Here is an 18,238-nt window from a genome sequence, read left to right on the forward strand (position 1 = left end):
CGGAGCCCGCAACGTCCCGCCCGGGATGGCAGCCATGGCCGAACGGAGTCCGTGCAACACGGCGCGCAGAACATCGCCGGGCTCAACCAAAAGGCCGCTGAACGCGAAAGAGCCGCCGCGACGCGCTGCTAAACTAGCGCGATGACCGCTCCGCACTCCCCCACGTTCCCGGCCGATCCGCTCGTGATCGCCGGCAAGGCCTACGCGTCGCGCCTGCTCACCGGCACCGGCAAGTTCACCGACCTCGAACAGACCCGCCTGGCCACCGAAGCCGCCGGCGCGCAGATCGTCACCGTCGCGATCCGCCGCACCAACATCGGCCAGAATCCCGGCGAGCCGAACCTGCTCGACGTCCTTCCGCCCGATCGCTACACGATCCTGCCCAACACCGCCGGCTGCTACACCGCCGACGATGCCGTGCGCACCTGCCGCCTCGCGCGCGAGCTGCTCGACGGCCACTCGCTGGTGAAGCTGGAAGTCCTCGGCGACCAGAAAACCCTCTACCCCGACGTCGTGCAGACGCTGGCTGCCGCCGAGCTGCTGGTGAAGGACGGCTTCGACGTGATGGTCTACACCTCGGACGATCCGATCCTGGCCAAGCGCCTGGAAGAGATCGGCTGCGTCGCGGTGATGCCGCTGGCCGCGCCGATCGGCTCGGGCTTGGGCGTGCAGAACAAGTACAACCTGCTGGAAATCGTCGAGAACGCCAAGGTGCCGATCATCGTCGACGCCGGCGTGGGCACCGCGTCCGATGCCGCCATCGCGATGGAACTGGGCTGCGACGGCGTGCTGATGAACACCGCCATTGCCGGCGCGAAGGATCCGGTGCTGATGGCGCACGCGATGAAGCTCGCCGTCGAAGCCGGTCGCGCCGCGTTCAAGGCCGGCCGCATTCCGCGCAAGCGTTTCGCGTCGGCGTCGAGCCCGGTCGACGGACTCATCGGGTGAGGCAGGCCGCTTGCGCGGCACCGCCGCGCGGCCTGTCGAACGCCCGTCCATGGATGGACGGGCCGGGCTCTCCGCAGCCCGCCACGTTCGGCCACGGATGGCCGCGTTAGCGCACATCGCACCAAAGCCCAACAAGAAGAACCCGCTTGTCCGACTCGCCTTTCAATCGAAAGCTTCCCCCCAAGCCTTTCACCCTGGAGGAAGGCCGCCGCCAGGTCCGCAGCTTCGTGCTGCGCCAGGGCCGTTTCACCGAAGCGCAGCAGCGCGCGTTCGACACGCTGTGGCCGCGCTACGGGCTGGACTACACCGGGCAGCCGCGCGACTTCGACGCCGTGTTCGGCCGCAGCGCGCCGCGCGTGCTGGAGATCGGCTTCGGCAACGGCGAGGCGCTGCGTTACGCCGCGCAGCACGACAAGACCCGCGACCTGATCGGCATCGAAGTGCACGCGCCCGGCGTCGGCCGGCTGCTCAACGCGCTGGCGCAGGACGAGGCGGAACACGTCCGCCTGTACCATCACGACGCCGTGGAAGTGCTGCGCAACGAGATCGCCGACGGCACGCTCGACGAGATCCGCATCTACTTCCCCGATCCCTGGCACAAGAAGCGCCACAACAAGCGGCGCCTGGTCCAGCCGGAGTTCGCGAACCTGATCGTGGCCAAACTGGCGCCGACCGGCCGCTTGCACCTCGCCACCGATTGGCAGGACTATGCCGAGCAGATGTGGGACGTGCTCGATGCCACGCCCGGCCTGGTCAATCGCGCCGGTCCGCGCGGCAGCGTGGAACGGCCGCAATGGCGACCGCAGACCCATTTCGAAACCCGCGGCCAGAAGCTCGGCCACGGCGTGTGGGACCTGTTGTACGACAAAGCGCCGTGATTCGTGATTCCGGATTCGTGATTCGCAAAACAGGCGCCAGCGCCTGCCACGATGCACCGGATTGGTCGAGTGACGGTTCTTCCGAATCACCAATCACGAATCACAAATCACGGATCTGATGGACACCGCGCTGACGCTCACCACCGACATGAAGCTCGTGCTCGGGCTGGTGGGCTTCACGATGGTGATGTTCCTGTTCGAACGCATCCGCGCCGACGTCGTCGCACTGGTCGTGCTGGTGCTGCTGGGCCTGTCGGGGCTGGTCGAACCCGACGAACTGTTCAACGGTTTCTCCGGTAACGCGGTCATCAGCATCGTGGCGACGATGATCCTCGGCGCCGGCCTGGACCGCACCGGCGCGCTGAACCGCCTCGCCGGCTGGCTGCTGCGCCGCGCGAAAGGCATGGAGCAGCGGCTGCTGCTGCTCACCACCGCGGTGGCGGGCGTCAATTCCTCGGTGATGCAGAACCCGTCGGTGCTGGCGCTCTACATGCCGGTCGCCGCGCGCCTGTCCTCGCGCACCGGCATCGCGCTGCCGCGCCTGCTGCTGCCGCTCGCCGCGGCCATCGTGATGGGCGGCGGCCTGACGATGGTCGGCAACTCGCCGCTGATCCTGCTCAACGACCTGCTGATCGCCGCCAACAGCAACCTGCCCTCGGGCGCGGCGACGCTGGAACCGCTGAAGATGTTCGCGCCGCTGCCGATCGGCATCGCGCTGCTCGCCGCGTCGCTGGCGTACTTCCATTTCTTCGGCGACAAGCGCCTGCGCCACGACGACGACGGCACCGGCGCGACGCCCGCGCGCACGCAGAGCTATTTCGCCAAGGCCTACGGCATCGAAGGCGACGTGTACGAACTCACCGTCACCGCCGACAGTCCGCTGGTGGGCATGTCGCTGGGCGAAGCCGAGGCGCTGCACAACGCGCCGCTGCTGCTGGCGCTCAAGAGCGACGGCGAGGCGCGGCTGGCACCGCCGGCGGACACGCGCATCTGGGTCGGCAGCGTGCTCGGCGCGATGGGCCCCAGGCAACAGGTCGCGGACTTCGCGCAGAACCATTTCCTGCGCCTGTCCTCGCGCCTGCGCAACTTCGGCGATCTGTTCAATCCCAGCCGCGCGGGCATTTCCGAAGCGGTGGTGCCGGCCACGTCGAAGTTCATCGGCAAGAACGGCCGCGACCTGCAACTGCGCAAGCAGATGGGCCTGAGCCTGCTGGCGATCAACCGCGACAAGAACGTGCTGCGCGAGAACGTGCGCGACGTGAACCTGCGCGCGGGCGACATGCTGGTGTTCCACAGCATCTGGACCGACCTGGGCGAAGCCGCCGCGAGCAAGGACCTGGTCGTCGTCACCGACTACCCCAAGGGCGAGCAGCGTCCGCACAAGTTCAAGATCGCCATGGCGATCTTCGCCGTCGCGATGCTGCTGGCACTGTCCTCGCGCCTGCCGGTGTCGATCGCGCTGATGACCGGCGTGGCCGGCATGCTCATCGCGGGCGTGATCCACATCGACGAGGCGTACGCGGCGATCAACTGGCGCACCGTCTTCCTGATGGCCTGCCTGATCCCGCTGGGCTGGGCGATGGATTCCAGCGGCGCGGCGGCGTGGGTCGCGGGACACACGATCGAGCGGTTACCCACCGGCACACCGGTCTGGCTGCTGGAAATCCTCGTCGGTCTGTTCACCACCCTGTTCTCGCTGGTGATCAGCCACGTCGGCGCGACCATCGTGACGGTGCCGCTGGCGATCAACCTCGCCCTCGCCGCCGGCGGCAACCCGACCGCGTTCGCGCTGATCGTCGCGCTGTCGGCATCGAACAACTTCATGACCGCGTCGAACCCGGTCATCTCGATGATCACCGGCCCGGCAGGCTACACCGGCAAGGAGCTGTGGAAGATCGGCGGCCCGCTGTCGCTGATCTATACGGCGGTGGCGGTGGCGATGGTGAATCTGTTGTATTGATTCTTCGTGATTCGTGATTCGTGATTCGTGATTCGTGATTCGTGATTCGAAACAGCAGATCACGCATCGCCTTGCTGATCCGTCATCCCGGCGAAAGCCGGAATCAAGGCCCCACCGCCCCACCTCGCAATGCCCGCTCTTGTAGCCCGGGTAAGCGAAGCGCACCCGGGAACCGACGCGGCAACGTGCATTGCCCAATGCGGCACCCACGCGTTACCCATCGCGAGAGGTGCTGAACACACCTTCATCTGTCGGCGGACCGATCGCATCCGGAAGCCGCGGTCTCCTCGAGCCAGGAGTTCCCAATGACTTCCCGTTGTCAGTCTTCGAACCCCGCCGCCTCATGATCAGCCGGAGTCGCTACGCGAATCGACGGTATGCACGCCCCGCGCAACCCGCCGCCCCCCACATCCGCCTGCGCGGATACCGGCTCGCCGAAGCCGGCTTCGCCGCAGGCGCGCAGGTGAAGGTGATCGTGGCCGAACGCGCCATCACACTCGTTCCCGACGCTTCGAGATGACCGATGACCGAAGCGCGCGATCCCGGGTGCGCTTCGCTTACCCGGCCTGCAAAGGCGTCGCTTGTGTGGCGAACGCGTTCGCCACCACCACCGCCCACATTCCAAGCACCGCGAGGAAGTTGACGGTGAACACCACGCCACGCAGGCGCACGTTCCCGGTAGGGATCTGCACCAGGCTGTGCAGCACGCGCCCGGCGACGAAGGTCCACGCCAACGACCGCGCGAGGCCGCCGCCGTCGTTGCCCACGATCAGCAACACGCAGGCGACGTGGAAGAACAGCGGCCATTCGAACTGGTTCGACAGGTTGGCGCTGATGCGCGGCTCGACCTTCGACCACGGATTGCTTCCATCGGCGCGACGGCCGACGCCCCACACGGCAGGCGCACGCGCAACGGTCAGCAGCACATAAAGGAATGCGGCCCACGCGACATGCGCCCCCATCGGCACCATCAAGGGATGCGACACGACGCCTCCATGCAACGGTGGCGATGTGCCTCAGGCACGCGCATCAGCGCGCGTCGCCCAGCCACACCGCCCCATCGCGAACGCTGACATCCACCGCCCGCAGCGACTCCCCGCGGCACGGACCCGCCACGCATTCGCCGCCGGCGAGTTCGAAACTCGCGCCGTGCGCGGCGCACACGAGGTGCCCGTCCCTGCTCTTGAGGAACTGGCCCGGCGCCCAGTCGAGGCGCCGGCCGGCGTGGGGGCAGATGTTGAGCCAGGCTCGGACGTGATCGCCGTCACGATACAGAATCAGGCTTTCCGCATCCCCGTCGAGGACCGCTTCGACCTCGGCGAAAGCCCCGTCCTGCAAGCGTTCCAGCGCCAGGAGCGGGTCCGCCGCCGCGTCCCCTTCATGCGAAATGCTTAACGAAGTTCTCACACCCTCGCTCATGGCTGGCCCGATACTCGCCTCCCCGGCGCTTGTTGCCGCATTGTGTCACGACGCAATCCGATGTTCGCCCAGACCTTCCGCTTCGGTACTTCCCACTTCCATTCGCGCGTGCGTTCGGCCTTCGAGCCGCGCAAGCCGCGTCATCGCCTGCTGCGTTTCGCGCTCGGCGTGGTCGGCCTGGGCGTGCTCGCGGTACTGGTGGCGTTCTCGGTGGCGCTGGGCGCGGCGATGATCGCTGCCGGCATGCTCTACAAGCTGTGGAAGCAGCGCGGCAAGCGCATCGCGCGCTCGCAGGATGCGCGCATCGTCGAAGGCGAATTCCGCGTCGTCGGCCAGCCGGCGATCGACCGTTCCCGCCCGCACACCACCCTGTAAGCCCGCATGAGCGACGTGATCGCGGCCCCGCCGCAGCCGCGCGTCCCGGTCCGTGGCACGGACCAGACCTTTCCCGTACACCGCATCTACTGCGTCGGCCGCAACTTCGCCGACCACGCGCGCGAAATGGGCGCGGCGGTTCCGGCTTCGCGCGCCGATCGCGGCACGCCGGTGTTTTTCCTCAAGCCGGCCGATGCGATCGCGCTGCAATCCGACGTGCCCTACCCGCCCGGCACGAACGACCTGCACCACGAAGTCGAACTCGTCGTCGCGCTCGGCAAGGACGCGCCGGTCGGCGTGCTCGATCCCGCCGATGCGATGAGCCTCGTCTACGGTTACGCCGTCGGCCTCGACCTCACCCGCCGCGACCTGCAGGGCGCCGCAAAGGCCAAGGGCCTGCCGTGGGACACCGGCAAGGCGTTCGACCATGCCGCGCCGATCAGCGCGATCGTGCCGGCGAGCGTCGCCGGCGAACTCGGCGAACGCGTGCTCACCCTGACCATCAACGGCCAGACGAAGCAGCACGGCTCGCTCGCGGACCTGATCTGGACGGTGCCGGACATCCTGCACGAGCTGTCGAAGCTCTACGCGCTGCGCGCCGGCGACCTGGTCTTCATGGGCACGCCCGCCGGCGTCGGCCCGCTGCAGCCGGGCGACCGCTTCCACGCGGTGCTCGAGGGCATCGCCGAGCATTCCGGGACGATCGTCGCCGCCCCGACGGTATAGTCGCAACGCCGGGGACCGCCCCCAATGTCAACGCTGGAGACCACGACGCCATGGGCCTGATCACCGAGTTCAAGGAATTTGTTTCGCGCGGCAACGTCGTCGACCTCGCCGTCGGTGTCGTGATCGGTGCGGCGTTCGGCAAGATCGTCACGGCACTGGTGGACGGCATCGTGATGCCGACGATCGGTGCGTTCACCAAGGGCGTGAGCGTCAGCGACTGGAAATACGTCATCAAGCCCTCGCAGCTGGATTCGGCGGGCAAGGAAGTGGCGGCCGAACTGGCGATCCGCTACGGCATGTTCCTGCAGACGATCATCGATTTCCTGCTGATCGCACTGGTGATCTTCCTGTTCCTGAAGGCGTACAACCGCGTGCGCGCGCCGGCCGCCGCTGCGGCGACGCCGGAAGACATCCTGCTACTGCGGGAAATCCGCGACGAATTGAAGAAGTAAGCGCGATCGCGCGCCGTGCTCGACCCCCACTGTGGTCGTGGGCCGGCTCGCATCTGCTGTTCGGGCTGGCGTGTACGGCGGTGGGCGTCATCGTGGTCGCCCCCTTGCTGCCCAGCCATCGTTTCCGGCGCTGGTTCGCGCGCGGCGATATCGATCTGGAATACGTCGGGCCCGGTGTTCTGATCCTGGTGGTGCTGTGCATCGGCGTGTCGAATTACGTGCGCGGCCCCGCGTAGCCGCGCTTCGCGCGAAGCGACCGATCCCGCAAACTCCAGCGCGTGACTGACGACACCCTGCCTTCCGGCCGCGAGTTGCTACGCTCGCGTTCTCGTCGTTTCTTTTCGACACCGTCTTCCAGGGGAGTTGTTCGATGCGCGCAATGCTGTCGGTGGCCATCGCCACCTGTCTGTTCGCCGCCACCGCAAGCGGTATCGCCGCCGAACGCGAAACGCGCATTCCCGACAACGCCATCGCCACCGCCGCGCAACTGCGCGAGACCGCGCTGAAGAGCGACCTGGGCTACCGCATCACCGAATCGCTGACCACCGAAGTCGGACCGCGTCTGGCCGGCAGCGAAGCCGATGCGCGCGCCGTCGCATGGGCCGTGGCCAAGTTCAAGGAGCTGGGCTTCGACAAGGTCTGGACCGAGCCGGTCACCTTCCCGAAATGGGAACGCCGCAGCGAGTCGGCGCATGTCGTCGGCGATAACGCGCAGCCGCTGCACCTCACCGCGCTGGGCGGCAGTCCGGCGGGCGTGGTCCAGGCCGAAGTCGTGCGCTTCGCCGACCTGGCCGCGCTGGAAGCCGCACCGGCCGGCTCGCTTGCCGGCAAGATCGCCTTCATCGATTACAGGATGGAACGCGCCCGTGATGGCGCCGGCTACGGCCCGGGCTCGCGCGTGCGCAGCCGCGGCCCGTCGGCGGCGATCCGCGCTGGCGCAATCGGCTATCTGATGCGTTCGGCCGGCACCGATTCGCACCGCAATCCGCACACCGGCATCACCCGTTTCGACGAAGGCCTGACGCCGATTCCCTCCGCCGCGCTCGCCGTGCCCGACGCCGACCAGCTCGGCCGCCTGCTCGCGCGCGGCAAGCCGGTCACGGTGAAGCTGGCGCTGGATTGCGGCTGGGACGGCACGTACACCTCGCAGAATGTGATCGGCGAGATCCGTGGTTCGAAAAAGCCGGACGAGGTCGTCGTCATCGGCGGCCACCTGGATTCGTGGGACCTCGGCACCGGCGCAATCGACGACGGCGCCGGCGTCGGCCTGACCATGGCCGCGGCCAAGCTGATCGGCGATCTCAAGCAGCATCCGGCGCGCACGATCCGCGTGGTCGCGTTCGCCAACGAGGAACAGGGCCTGCACGGCGGCAAGGCGTACGCGGCCGAGCACATGAAGGACGTCCTCAAGCACCAGATCGGCGCCGAGAGCGACTTCGGCGCGGGCCGCATCTACGCCTATTCCAGCTCCGCGCCGGCGCACGCGAAGGCCGCCGACGCGCAGATCGCGCAGGCGCTGGCGCCGCTGGGCATCGAGTACGTGCCGGGCCAGGGCGGTCCGGGCCCGGACATCGGCCCGTCGGCCGAGAAGGGCATGGCCTGGGCGCGACTGGCGCAGGACGGCACCGACTACTTCGATCTTCATCACACCCCCGACGACACGTTCGATAAAATCGACCCGCAGGCGCTGGCGCAGAATGTCGCGGCCTATGCGGTATTCGCCTACCTGGCGGCGTCCGCGGAGGGCGACTTCGGCAGCAAGCCCGCGACTCCCCAGGCAGCGACGAAGTAACCAGGAAGGCAATGGCGCAGCGGTACGACGACAAAGTTGATACCGCGGTCGATCCGATCACGGGACTGCACCGCCTCGGGGCCAACGGCCCCAGCCTGGCGACGGCCATCGCGGTCGCGGGCGCGACGCGGCGGCGCATCGCGCTGCTGCACATCGACGTGGACATGTTCCGCTCGATCAACACCAACATGGGCTCGGCGACCGGCGACCAGGCACTGGCCGCCATCGCCCAGCGGCTGCGCCGCGCGGTGCCGCGCGACGGCTGGATCTGGCGCCTGGCCAGCGACGAGTTCGTCATCGGCGTGGGATATCGCGAAGGCGAACTCGATGGCGCCGGCCTCGCGGAAAGATTGCGCGATGCGTTCGAAACGCCGCTGTCGATTCCGCCCTACACGCTGCCGGTGACGCTCTCCATCGGCATCGCCGTGTTCCCCGACCATGCGCCCAACGCCGCGACGCTGCTGTCGAAGGCCGAGGAAGCGCTGCGCCGGGTGAAGCAGGAAGGTCTGAACAACGTCGGCCTGTATTCGGCGGCGGAAGATCGCGGCGCGCCGAACGACGGCTTCGCGCAGCGCTTCGTGGAGGCGCTCGATCGCGGCGAGTTCCGCCTGTACTACCAGCCGCAGGTCGCCGCGCACGATGGCGGCGTCACCGGGTTCGCCGCGCTGCTGCGCTGGCAGACCGATCGCGGACTGCTGCGTCCGAGCCAGTTCCTCGAACCGATCAACCGCGTCGGTCTCGCCGCGCGCCTGGGCGCGTGGGTCGTGGAATCGGCGATCGCGCAGCTCGCGCAATGGCGCGCCGAAGGGCTGGATTACCTGTCGATGTCGGTGCACCTGTCCGGCCCGCTGCTGGTGCAGCGCGATTGCCTGGACCGCATCGGCGCGCTGCTGCATCGTTACGGCCTGCCCGGCAACGCGCTGGAATTCGAGATTCCCGAAAGCGTGCTGGTCACCGACAGCCATCGCGTGCACGACACGCTCACCGGCCTGCGCGCGATGGGCGCGACGCTGACGGTGCAGGACTTCGGCCTCGGCGGGCTGTCCTTCGCCGCACTCGGCCAGTACCCGCTGGACCGCATCAAGATCGACCGCAGCTTCATCCGCAACGTCGCCAGCGATCCGCGCAGCGCGGCGATCGTGCGCGGCATCATCGCGATGGGCCACCAGCTGGGCATGAAGGTGATCGCCAAGGGCGTGGAAAGCGAGGCCGAACTCGGCTTCCTGCGCCGCAACCATTGCGATTTCTTCCAGGGCTACCTGTTCAGTCCGTCGGCGCCGGCGGACCAGCTCGGCGAAGTGGTGCGCAAGCGCTTCCTGCTGCCCGGCGCGTTCGCCGCCACGCGCCCGGAGCGCACGCTGCTGCTGCTGGACGACGAGGAAAACGTGCTGCGCTCGCTGGTGCGTCTGTTCCGCCGCGACGGCTACCAGATCCTCACCGCATCGAGCGTCCGCGAGGCGTTCGACCTGCTCGCTAGCAACACCGCGCAGGTGATCCTCTCCGACCAGCGCATGGCCGACATGAGCGGCACCGAGTTCCTCACGCGCGTGCGCGATCTCTACCCCGACACGATCCGGATGGTGCTGTCGGGCTACACCGACCTTGCGACGATCACCGAGGCGATCAACCGCGGCGCGATCTACCGCTTCCTCACCAAGCCGTGGAACGACGAGGAACTGCGCGAGCACATCCTCGACGCCTTCCGCGCGCACGAGCGCCGCGCCGCCGGCGAATCGGTGTACTGACGCGTCAGTACGCGAGCTGTACGCCGCGCAGCGGCTGCACGGACAACGCCGGCTCGTCGATGCGGCGGCCCGCGGCGAATTCGAACTCCACCGGATCGTGCGAGCAGAAGATCCGCACGTGCGCGCCATCGCGCGCGTGCAGCGCACGCAGCCGCGCCTGGTTCGCGAGCCGCGACCGGCGGTCCTTCTCCATCATCCACTGGTAGAAGCGCAATCCCGGCGTGCACGAGGGATCGGCCTCCATCTCGTGATGGCAGAAATACGCGTCCCCTGCGAGCAGTTTCCAGCCATCGTCCGCGTCGATCGCCACGCCCGTGTGCCCGTGCGTGTGGCCGGACAGCGGCACCAGCAGGATCTCCGGCGGCACGCCCGGCAGGTCGCGCACGCATTCGAAGCCGAGCCAGTCGTCGCCCGCCTGCGGCGAGTACACCGTCCAGCGATCGCGCGTGGACCATTGCTGCGGACGGAAGCGCTGGCGATCGAGCCAGGTCTTCTGCTGCATCGCGTAACCGCGCTCGGTCGCCACCAGGTGCACGCGCGCGCGCGGGAAATCGTCGAGCCCGCCCGCGTGGTCGAAATCCAGGTGCGTCAGCACGATGTGCCCCACGTCGCGCGGGTCGAAACCCATCGCCTCGATCTGCCGCACCGCCGTCATCGATTCGCGGAAGTCCGGGCTGAGCAGCGCGAGGAAGAACGCGCTGAGCCGGCCGCGTGGATCGGCGACATCGCGCAGCCCGAGGCCGGTATCGACCAGCACGAGCTCGTTGCGCGATTCCACCAGCACGCAATGGCAGGCGAGCCGGCCGCGTTCGAGGATGCCGCGCGTGCGCCCGTCCATCAGCCGTCCGCCGAGCGGACAGGTCGAGATGCAGTTGAGATGATGGATGCGCATGTCGCCTCCTCGTCGCGTCGTCGCGAAGCGCTACGACGTCGCGGCGTCCGCGCGCTCCGTTTCGCCCGCCGAAACCCGCTTCGATGCGCCGCGCGCTTCGCCGGCGTGGCGCACGATCCAGTCCACCAGTCGCCGGTGATAGTCGGCGCGATGGCTTGGACGACCGCTGCTCGCCAGCGCGTGGCTGGCGCGGGGATACACGACCATGCCCAGCGATCGGCGCGAGAAGCGCACCAGGCTCGCGAACAGCGCCTCGGCCTGGCCGAGCGGGCAGCGTTCGTCGTCCTGTCCCTGCAGGATCAGCACGGCCGAGTCCACGTCGGTGCAGTACTCGATCGGCGACAGACGGTGGTAGCGATCGCGCGCTTCGTCGATCTCGCCGCCCATCGCGTACGGCGTGACGTAGAAGCCGGTGTCGGACGTGCCGGCGTGCGCTTCCACGTCGGTGATCGGCGCGCACACCACCGCCGCGCGGAACGCCTCCGAACGCCCGATCGCCCACGCACTCAGGAAGCCGCCGTACGACTTGCCGGTGCAGGCGACGCGATCGTCGATCAGGCCGTCATGACGAAGCCGATCGAGGATCGCCCGGTATTGCGGCAGGTCGAGTTCGCCCCAGCGGCCGATCAAGCGTTTGGCGAACGAAGAACCATAGCCCGCCGAACCGACCGTGTTCGGCGCGAGGATCATCCAGCCGCGCGCGAGGAGCTCGTACCAGTAGACGTGGCTCGGGTAATCCACCAGCACCGCGCTCTGCGGCCCACCGTGCATGTCCACCAGCACCGGGAACGGACCCTTTCCCTGCGGACGGAGCAGCCACGCGTCCACGCGCTCGGTGCCGCCGTCGCCATCGGGCACGTCGAAGCGTCGCACCGTGACGCGCGGCTGCGCGCGCTGGCGGTTCCAGCGGCGGTTGACGTCGGTGTGGCGCCGTTCCGATCCGCCGTCCCAGTCGCAGCTGTGGATCTCCTCCGGCCTGCGCATCGTCGCGACAGCGAACAGCAGTCGTCCATCCCCCTGCGCCACCTGCAGCACGTGTCGCAGGCGACGCGGGAAATGACGCACGCGGTTGCGTTCGCTGTCGATCACGCACAGCTCCTGCATGCCGCGCACTGCCGCGACCGTCGCGATGCGCGCGCCGTCCTCGTGCCAGACGAACTGGTCGCCTTCCAGGTGCAGGTCGGCGTCGCCCAGTTCGGTGAGCCTGCCGTCGTCGATGTGCAGCAGCCAGGGATGATCGAGCGAATCGCCCGTCGTCCGATTGCCGCCGAACACGATGCGCGTGGCGTCCGGCGACCATTCCACGCCGGTGACGGAGGCGAGCGTGCGCGTGGCCCGCGACGCGTTGCGGCCGTCGGCATCGGCGATCCACAGGTCCATGGTGTGACGCTGCCTTTCCTCGCGCGTGCGCACGAACGCCAGCCGCTTCCCGTCCGGCGACCAGCGCGCTTCCCTCACGTCGAAGTCGCCACGCGTGATCGGCGTCGCCTCGCCAGTGGCGACCTCGATGCGGAACAGATGCGTGCGCCGGCCCACCGTCGGACCGCTGCCATCCATCTTGTACGGAAGGTGCCGGACCACGAATGGACGATCGCCCTCCGCGAGGTTCGTGTCGTCGAATTCGTCCTCCGCCCACGGCACCGACGCGCTGGCGAGCAGCCATGCGCCGTCGGCGGACCAGCCGTCGATGCTTTCCAGCGGATGTTTCATCGAAGTGAGACGGGCCGCTTCGCCGCCGGACATCGGTAACAGATAGATCTGCGTGCCAATCTTGCCGAGGCGGCGCGTCAGGAACGCGAGCGTTTTTCCGTCCGGCGAAAGGCGCGCCGAGCGCGCGTTGGATTCGCTGGCTGTGAGTTGCCGTGGCGCGCCGTCGCCGCGCAGGTCCACGCACCACGCGGCGGCACGATAGCCGTCGCGCTTGCGCGAAGGTTGCGACTGCACGAAGACCGCGAGCGAATGCCGGGGCGAACCTTGCAGCGTCTGCAGGGTGGAATGCAGGTAGAGATCGTCGACATCGAACGACTTCATCCGGGCTCCTTGTCGTTGGCGGCATCACGCGAAGCGCCCGGAATCCGCTCCGGGCGCCATTCGTTTCGCGTATCGCGAAAGTGCGTGGATCAGCGACGCTGGCCGCCGCCCCTTTCCTCGTCACGGCGATTGCCGCCGCGGCCGCCTTCCTCATCGCGCTGGCTGCCGCCACGTTCCTGGCGTCCGCCCTGACCCTGGCCCTGCATGCCGCCCTGGCCGCCACGATCCTGGCCCTGACCCTGCATGCCACCGCCCTGGCCGCCGCGATCCTGGCCCTGGCCCTGCATGCCGCCCTGGCCCTGACCCTGGCCCTGGCCCTGACCCTGCTTCTGGCCGCCCTGGTTCTGATCACGCTGGTTGCTGTTGCCCATTACTGCTTCTCCGATGTGCAGGCGGTATTGCCTGACAAGGGAGATGTCGCAAGCGCCGTGCCATCGCATGCGCAGCGGGTTTTCCGCACACGCGGTCGCGTCCGCTGCGCATTCAGTTTGAGCGATGTCGAAAGCGAGTCGCGGTGGCACATCCGTGGTCCAACCACGGTGAAGGACGCGATGCGCGCAAACGCCGGAAGAATGTGCAAGCAGGGGGAAACACGTGCGGACCCGGCCGCACGCGGATGAATCGCGCGCATGTGCGCTTCGTGCACGCGATCGTTCAGCCGGTCACGCGTTGGTGAGGCGCGGCAACACCAAGACACACAGCGGGTGCCGCTCTTGTAGCCCGGATAAGCGAAGCGCACCCGGGAGAGGCGCCGTGAACCCGGGTGCGCTTCGCTTGCCCGGGCTACCACGGCTCCACTTCCTACTCCTGCATCACCCGCTCACCGCTTGCATGGCAACACATGCTCCGCTTCGTTCGAAGCGCCCAGCCTCACGCGCGACACCGACAGCTGCAGCTTGCCCGCGCTTTGCAGCGCCAGCACCGAATCGAGCTTGCGCATGTCCGCGCCCGCGGCGGCGAGGCACTGCAACGGCACGCCGAACGTCGTCCACTGGTTCTTTGGCAACTGCGCGAGTGCGTCGCGTGCGGGCAGGCTTCCGCCCTTGCAGCCGCTGCCGCAGGTCACGCCCACCATCACGTCGCCCGTCGGCGCCTCTTCCACGCGCATCGTCAGCACGAGCATCACCTCGCCGTTGGTTTCGCGCATCAAGGTCATCGGCTTGTCGGTGAGGATCGATGCCGTCGCCGGCTGCGCACCCGACCACGCGAAGCGCCGCGCGTCCTCCTGCGCCTGGTGATCCACCGCGCTGACCGACAGGCTTCCGTCGGGAAGCTTCGCCGGCAGCGTCGTCACATCCACGTTCTGCCCGGCGGCGTTGTGCAGGCGCAGGCGCAGGCCGTCGGCGAGCGTGCCGCGCGCGTAGAACGTGCCCGCCGCGGTCTGCCCGCCCTTCACGCCGGATTCCTCCGGCAGCGGCGCGAGGTTGCCGTCGTCGGCGTACGTCAGGCCGAAGCCGAACGCGAACTGCGGGTCGTAGTCCTTCTGCCCGACGTTGTTCGCCACCTGCATCGCGTTGCGCGGCCAGCTGAAAGCCAGCTTGCCCTTGAAGTCGTTCTGCACGCCGCCATCGGCCTTTCGCAGCAGCACGTCGGCGACGCCGCCGCCTTCCGAACCCGGCAGCCATGCGGCGACGAACGCATCGCTCGCGTTGATCTCGCGATTCACCCACAACGGGCGGCCGCTGAGGAACACCGACACCACCGGAATGCCCGCCGCCTTCAGCCGCTTGATCAGTTCCAGGTCCGCATCGTCGCCGGGCCGGTAGAGCAGGTTGGGAATGTCGCCCTGGAATTCCGCGTACGGATCCTCGCCGAACACGACGATCGCGACGTCCGGCTTCGCGGTGAACGTGCCGTCCACCGACAGCGTCGCCTCGCCGCCGGCCGCCTTCGCCTGCTGCGCGATGCCTTCGAAGATCGTGTCGGCGTTCGGATAATCCTCGCGCTTCGTCCCCGTGCCTTGCCAGTTGAGCGTCCAGCCGCCGACCTGCTTGCCCATGTCGTCGGCGCCGCGGCCGGCGACGAGGAGGCGCTTGCGCGGATCCACCGGCAGCACGCCGCCCTGGTTCTTCAACAGCACCAGCGATTCGCGCACGGCTTGTCTTGCGACGGCGCGATGTTCCGGCGCGCCGAGCAGTTCGAACCTGCCGCCAACCTCACGCTGCGAGGGCTTGTCCGCTTCGAACAGGCCGAGGCGGAACTTCACGCGCAGGATGCGGCGCACCGCGTCGTCGAGCCGCTCCTGCGGGAGCGTGCCGGCCTTCGCCGCCGCGAGCGCGGTGTCGTAGAAGCCCTTCCAGCTGTCGGGCGCCATCGCCATGTCGAGCCCGGCATTGATCGTCGCCGGGCAATCGGTGTTCGTGCAGCCCTCGACCTGGCCGTGGCCGTTCCAGTCGCCGACGACGAAACCGCCGAAGTTCATCCGGCCTTTCAGCGCGTCGGTGAGCAACGGCTTGTTGCCGTGCATCTTCACGCCGTTGACGCTGTTGAACGAGGCCATCACCGACTGCGCGCCGGCGGCGATCGCCGGCGGATAACCCGCCGCGTGGATGCGCACGAGTTCGGCTTCGCCGAGTTTGGTGTCGCCCTGGTCCTGGCCGTTGGCCGTGCCGCCGTCGCCGAGGAAATGCTTCACCGACGAGATCACGTGCCGGCCGTCGAGGAACTCCTTCGACCCGACCTTGCCCTGCAGGCCTTCGACCATCGCGCCTGCGAAACTGGCGACGACTTCGGGCGATTCGGAATAACCCTCGTACGAACGTCCCCAGCGGTCGTCCTGCGGCACCGCGACGGTCGGCGCGAACGCCCATTCCATGCCGGTGGTGCGCGTTTCCAGCGCGGTGATCTCGCCGATGCGGCGCAGCAGCTCGGGATTGCGCGTCGCGCCCAGGCCGATGTTGTGCGGGAACAGCGTCGCGCCGACGATGTTGCTCTGCCCGTGCACGGCGTCGATGCCGAAGATCACCGGGATCGCCTTGCCGCCTTTGGACGTGTCCATCGACGCCTCATGGAACGCGTCGGCGAGCGCGAGCCATTCCGCCGGCGTCGCGTTGTAGCGCCCGCCGGGATCGGAGTTGCCGCCCGCCAGCACGGAACCGAGGCGATACGTGCGCACGTCTTCCGGCGTGAGGCTGGCGATGTCGCCCTGCACGATCTGGCCGACCTTCTCTTCGAGGGTCATCGTGGCGAGCAGGTCGTTCACGCGTTTCTCGAGTGCGGGGTCCTCGGGCAGCGGCCACTTCACCTCGGGCCATGGCGATGCATCGGCCTGCGCCTGCGCGCCGGCCTGCGGTTTCTCATCGCCCTTGCATGCCGCCAGCGCCAGCGCCGTGATGAGGACGGTCGTTCCGATACGCGTGAAGTTCCTTGCTTTCACCGCTTCGCTCCTGTGTTTTGGGAAAACGCGCGAGGAGGACGAGAATCGAAGGAAATCCTCCGCTCCCTGGTCTTCACGTTCCTCTCCCCTCGCTCCTCGTTCTCAAGCCCGTTCCGCCTGCACCTGCTGCCGCCCGCCCCACACCTCCGGCGCCGCCTTGCAGTACCGCTCGATGAATTCCTGCTGCGTCGGGAATTTCGCCACCGCATCAAAGATCGGTTTGCGGATCGAATCGAAGAACCGCCGCATCTGGTCGTCCGGCAGCGCGCGCGCGAGCGGGTGATGCTGTTGCGGCACCAGCCCCTGCCCGAGCATCACGTGCGTCCACGAATCCACGCGGAACAGCTCGTTCGCGCCCTGCCACGCGTGCGCGCGCTCGCGCCATGCGCGCAGGCGGATCGACAGCGATTCTGGAATCTCCATCTCGCGGCACATCGTCCACATCGCCTCGTCGCGCTGGTTGGCGTGGTAGTGCAGGATGATGAAGTCGCGCACGTGCTCCATCTCGCGCCGGCCGGTCTCGTTGTAGAGCTCCACCAGCGAATCGGGAATGCCGTCGAACGGAAAGCACTCGACCAGGCGGATGATCGAGGTCATCGACAGGTGCAGGCTCGTCGATTCGAGCGGTTCGATGAAGCCGCTGGCGAGGCCGAGCGACACCACGTTCTTGTTCCAGCCCTTCAGGCGACGGCCGCTGCGGAACGGGACGCGCCACGGATCGCGGATCGGCGTCGCCGCCGCGTCGGCGAGCAGCCGCGAGGTCGCTTCGTCGTCGGACATGTGGCGGCTCGAGTACACCCAGCCGGTGCCCACGCGATGCTGCAGCGGAATGTGCCAGCGCCAGCCGGCCTCGTGCGCGATGGCGCGCGTGTACGGCACCGGGCCGCCGAGCGATTCGGTCTGCACCGCGACCGCGCGATCGCACGGCAGCCACTGGTGCCAGTCCTCGTAGCCGGTCTTGAGCGTCTGCTCGATCAGCAACCCGCGGAAGCCCGTGCAGTCGATGAACAGATCGCCTTCGACGACCTGGTCGTCCTCCAGCACCAGCGCTTCCACGTAACCCGACTCGGCGTTCTGGCGCACTTCGCGGATCTTGCCTTCGATGCGCGTGAGACCGAAGCCTTCCGAACGCTTGCGCAGGAACCGCGCATACAGGCCCGCGTCGAGGTGGTACGCGTAGTTCACCTGCGGCTGCGCCGGCAGCGCGAAGCGGTCGGCGAGCGCGGCCTGCGTTTCCAGGCAGTAGTCGCCCAGTTTCGAATCCATGCCGCGCTGCAGGCTTTCCAGCCAGAAATGATGGAACGCCGCGACCAGCGTACCCTGCCCGGTCACGCCGAACGGATGGATGTAGCGCTCGTCTCTGCGGCGCCAGTTCTCGAACGAGATCGCCAGCTTGAACGTGCCGGCCACCTCGCGCAGGAACTCCTGTTCGTCGATCTGCAGGAAACGGTGGAAATTGCGGATCGGCGGCACGGTCGATTCGCCGACGCCGACGGTGCCGATCTGCTCGGATTCGATCAGGGTGACCTGGAGCAGATCGCGGAACTGGTGCGTCAGCGCCGCCGCGGCAAGCCAGCCGGCGGTGCCGCCGCCTGCGATCACGACCCTGCGGATTCGACCCTTCTCCATCCGGCTCTTCTCCAT

Annotated in this window: 16 protein-coding genes; 10 read left to right on the forward strand and 6 right to left on the reverse strand. The window is 68.1% G+C overall.

The annotated features are described in order from the left end of the window. The first annotated feature begins 141 nt into the window (after nt 1–141). The 3 genes from I4U41_RS13200 (at nt 142) to I4U41_RS13210 (ending at nt 3,786) form a co-directional block, all read left to right on the forward strand. Nucleotides 142–948 carry a thiazole synthase gene (locus I4U41_RS13200; protein WP_206861545.1) on the forward strand — a complete coding sequence of 269 codons (807 nt, stop codon included), beginning with the start codon at nt 142–144 and terminating at the stop codon, nt 946–948. A 146-nt stretch (nt 949–1,094) separates the two neighbouring features. After that, nucleotides 1,095–1,826: a tRNA (guanosine(46)-N7)-methyltransferase TrmB gene (trmB, locus tag I4U41_RS13205; protein WP_206861546.1), complete on the forward strand. Its 732-nt coding sequence runs from the start codon at nt 1,095–1,097 to the stop codon at nt 1,824–1,826. 118 nt (nt 1,827–1,944) lie between these two features. Next, nucleotides 1,945–3,786 (forward strand): SLC13 family permease, encoded by a 1,842-nt coding sequence (locus tag I4U41_RS13210; RefSeq protein WP_206861547.1) that lies wholly within the window; start codon nt 1,945–1,947, stop codon nt 3,784–3,786. 557 nt (nt 3,787–4,343) lie between these two features. Here I4U41_RS13210 and I4U41_RS13215 read toward each other — a convergent pair. Next, entirely contained in the window at nt 4,344–4,772 is a 429-nt protein-coding gene (locus I4U41_RS13215) for an MAPEG family protein (protein ID WP_206861548.1), read from the reverse strand. 43 nt (nt 4,773–4,815) lie between these two features. Continuing rightward, complete coding sequence (locus I4U41_RS13220) at nt 4,816–5,205, reverse strand: Rieske (2Fe-2S) protein (RefSeq protein ID WP_206861549.1); 390 nt, start codon at nt 5,203–5,205, stop codon at nt 4,816–4,818. Nucleotides 5,206–5,265: 60 nt separating this feature from the next. Here I4U41_RS13220 and I4U41_RS13225 point away from each other — a divergent pair, with 60 nt between their 5' ends. The 6 genes from I4U41_RS13225 to I4U41_RS13250 all read left to right on the forward strand — a co-directional run bounded on the left by I4U41_RS13225 (nt 5,266) and on the right by I4U41_RS13250 (nt 10,295). Then, nucleotides 5,266–5,580, forward strand: coding sequence for a hypothetical protein (locus I4U41_RS13225; RefSeq protein ID WP_206861550.1), 315 nt, complete (start codon nt 5,266–5,268; stop codon nt 5,578–5,580). A gap of 6 nt (nt 5,581–5,586) precedes the next feature. Beyond that, on the forward strand, nt 5,587–6,306 hold the full coding sequence (locus tag I4U41_RS13230) for a fumarylacetoacetate hydrolase family protein (RefSeq protein WP_206861551.1): 720 nt from the start codon (nt 5,587–5,589) through the stop codon (nt 6,304–6,306). Nucleotides 6,307–6,356: 50 nt separating this feature from the next. Next, nucleotides 6,357–6,758, forward strand: a complete 402-nt coding sequence (gene mscL / locus I4U41_RS13235; protein ID WP_206861552.1) for a large-conductance mechanosensitive channel protein MscL — start codon at nt 6,357–6,359, stop codon at nt 6,756–6,758. Between the two features lie 80 nt (nt 6,759–6,838). Continuing rightward, nucleotides 6,839–6,994, forward strand: a complete 156-nt coding sequence (locus I4U41_RS13240; protein WP_206861553.1) for a hypothetical protein — start codon at nt 6,839–6,841, stop codon at nt 6,992–6,994. Between the two features lie 143 nt (nt 6,995–7,137). Then, the gene (locus I4U41_RS13245) at nt 7,138–8,550 is read left to right on the forward strand and encodes a M28 family peptidase (protein WP_206861665.1); all 1,413 of its coding nucleotides are present in this window, start codon (nt 7,138–7,140) and stop codon (nt 8,548–8,550) included. Between the two features lie 11 nt (nt 8,551–8,561). After that, nucleotides 8,562–10,295, forward strand: a complete 1,734-nt coding sequence (locus tag I4U41_RS13250; protein WP_206861554.1) for an EAL domain-containing protein — start codon at nt 8,562–8,564, stop codon at nt 10,293–10,295. Between the two features lie 4 nt (nt 10,296–10,299). On the opposite strand, the gene I4U41_RS13255 is transcribed toward I4U41_RS13250, so the two are convergent. Beyond that, a complete protein-coding gene (locus I4U41_RS13255) occupies nt 10,300–11,187 on the reverse strand; it encodes an MBL fold metallo-hydrolase (protein WP_206861555.1) in 888 nt (295 codons plus the stop codon). Between the two features lie 30 nt (nt 11,188–11,217). Continuing rightward, entirely contained in the window at nt 11,218–13,218 is a 2,001-nt protein-coding gene (locus I4U41_RS13260) for an alpha/beta hydrolase family protein (protein WP_206861556.1), read from the reverse strand. An 80-nt stretch (nt 13,219–13,298) separates the two neighbouring features. Between I4U41_RS13260 and I4U41_RS13265 the strand changes: the two genes are divergently transcribed. After that, on the forward strand, nt 13,299–13,838 hold the full coding sequence (locus I4U41_RS13265; RefSeq protein ID WP_206861557.1) for a hypothetical protein: 540 nt from the start codon (nt 13,299–13,301) through the stop codon (nt 13,836–13,838). A gap of 200 nt (nt 13,839–14,038) precedes the next feature. Here I4U41_RS13265 and I4U41_RS13270 read toward each other — a convergent pair whose 3' ends face one another. After that, nucleotides 14,039–16,594, reverse strand: coding sequence for a glycoside hydrolase family 3 protein (locus I4U41_RS13270; protein WP_320415187.1), 2,556 nt, complete (start codon nt 16,592–16,594; stop codon nt 14,039–14,041). A gap of 102 nt (nt 16,595–16,696) precedes the next feature. Next, nucleotides 16,697–18,223, reverse strand: a complete 1,527-nt coding sequence (locus tag I4U41_RS13275) for a tryptophan halogenase family protein (RefSeq protein WP_206861558.1) — start codon at nt 18,221–18,223, stop codon at nt 16,697–16,699. Nucleotides 18,224–18,238: the final 15 nt, after the last annotated feature.

The sequence above is a fragment of the Lysobacter changpingensis genome, from assembly GCF_017308985.1.
In the GTDB taxonomy this organism is placed as follows: Bacteria; Pseudomonadota; Gammaproteobacteria; order Xanthomonadales; family Xanthomonadaceae; genus Lysobacter_J; species Lysobacter_J changpingensis.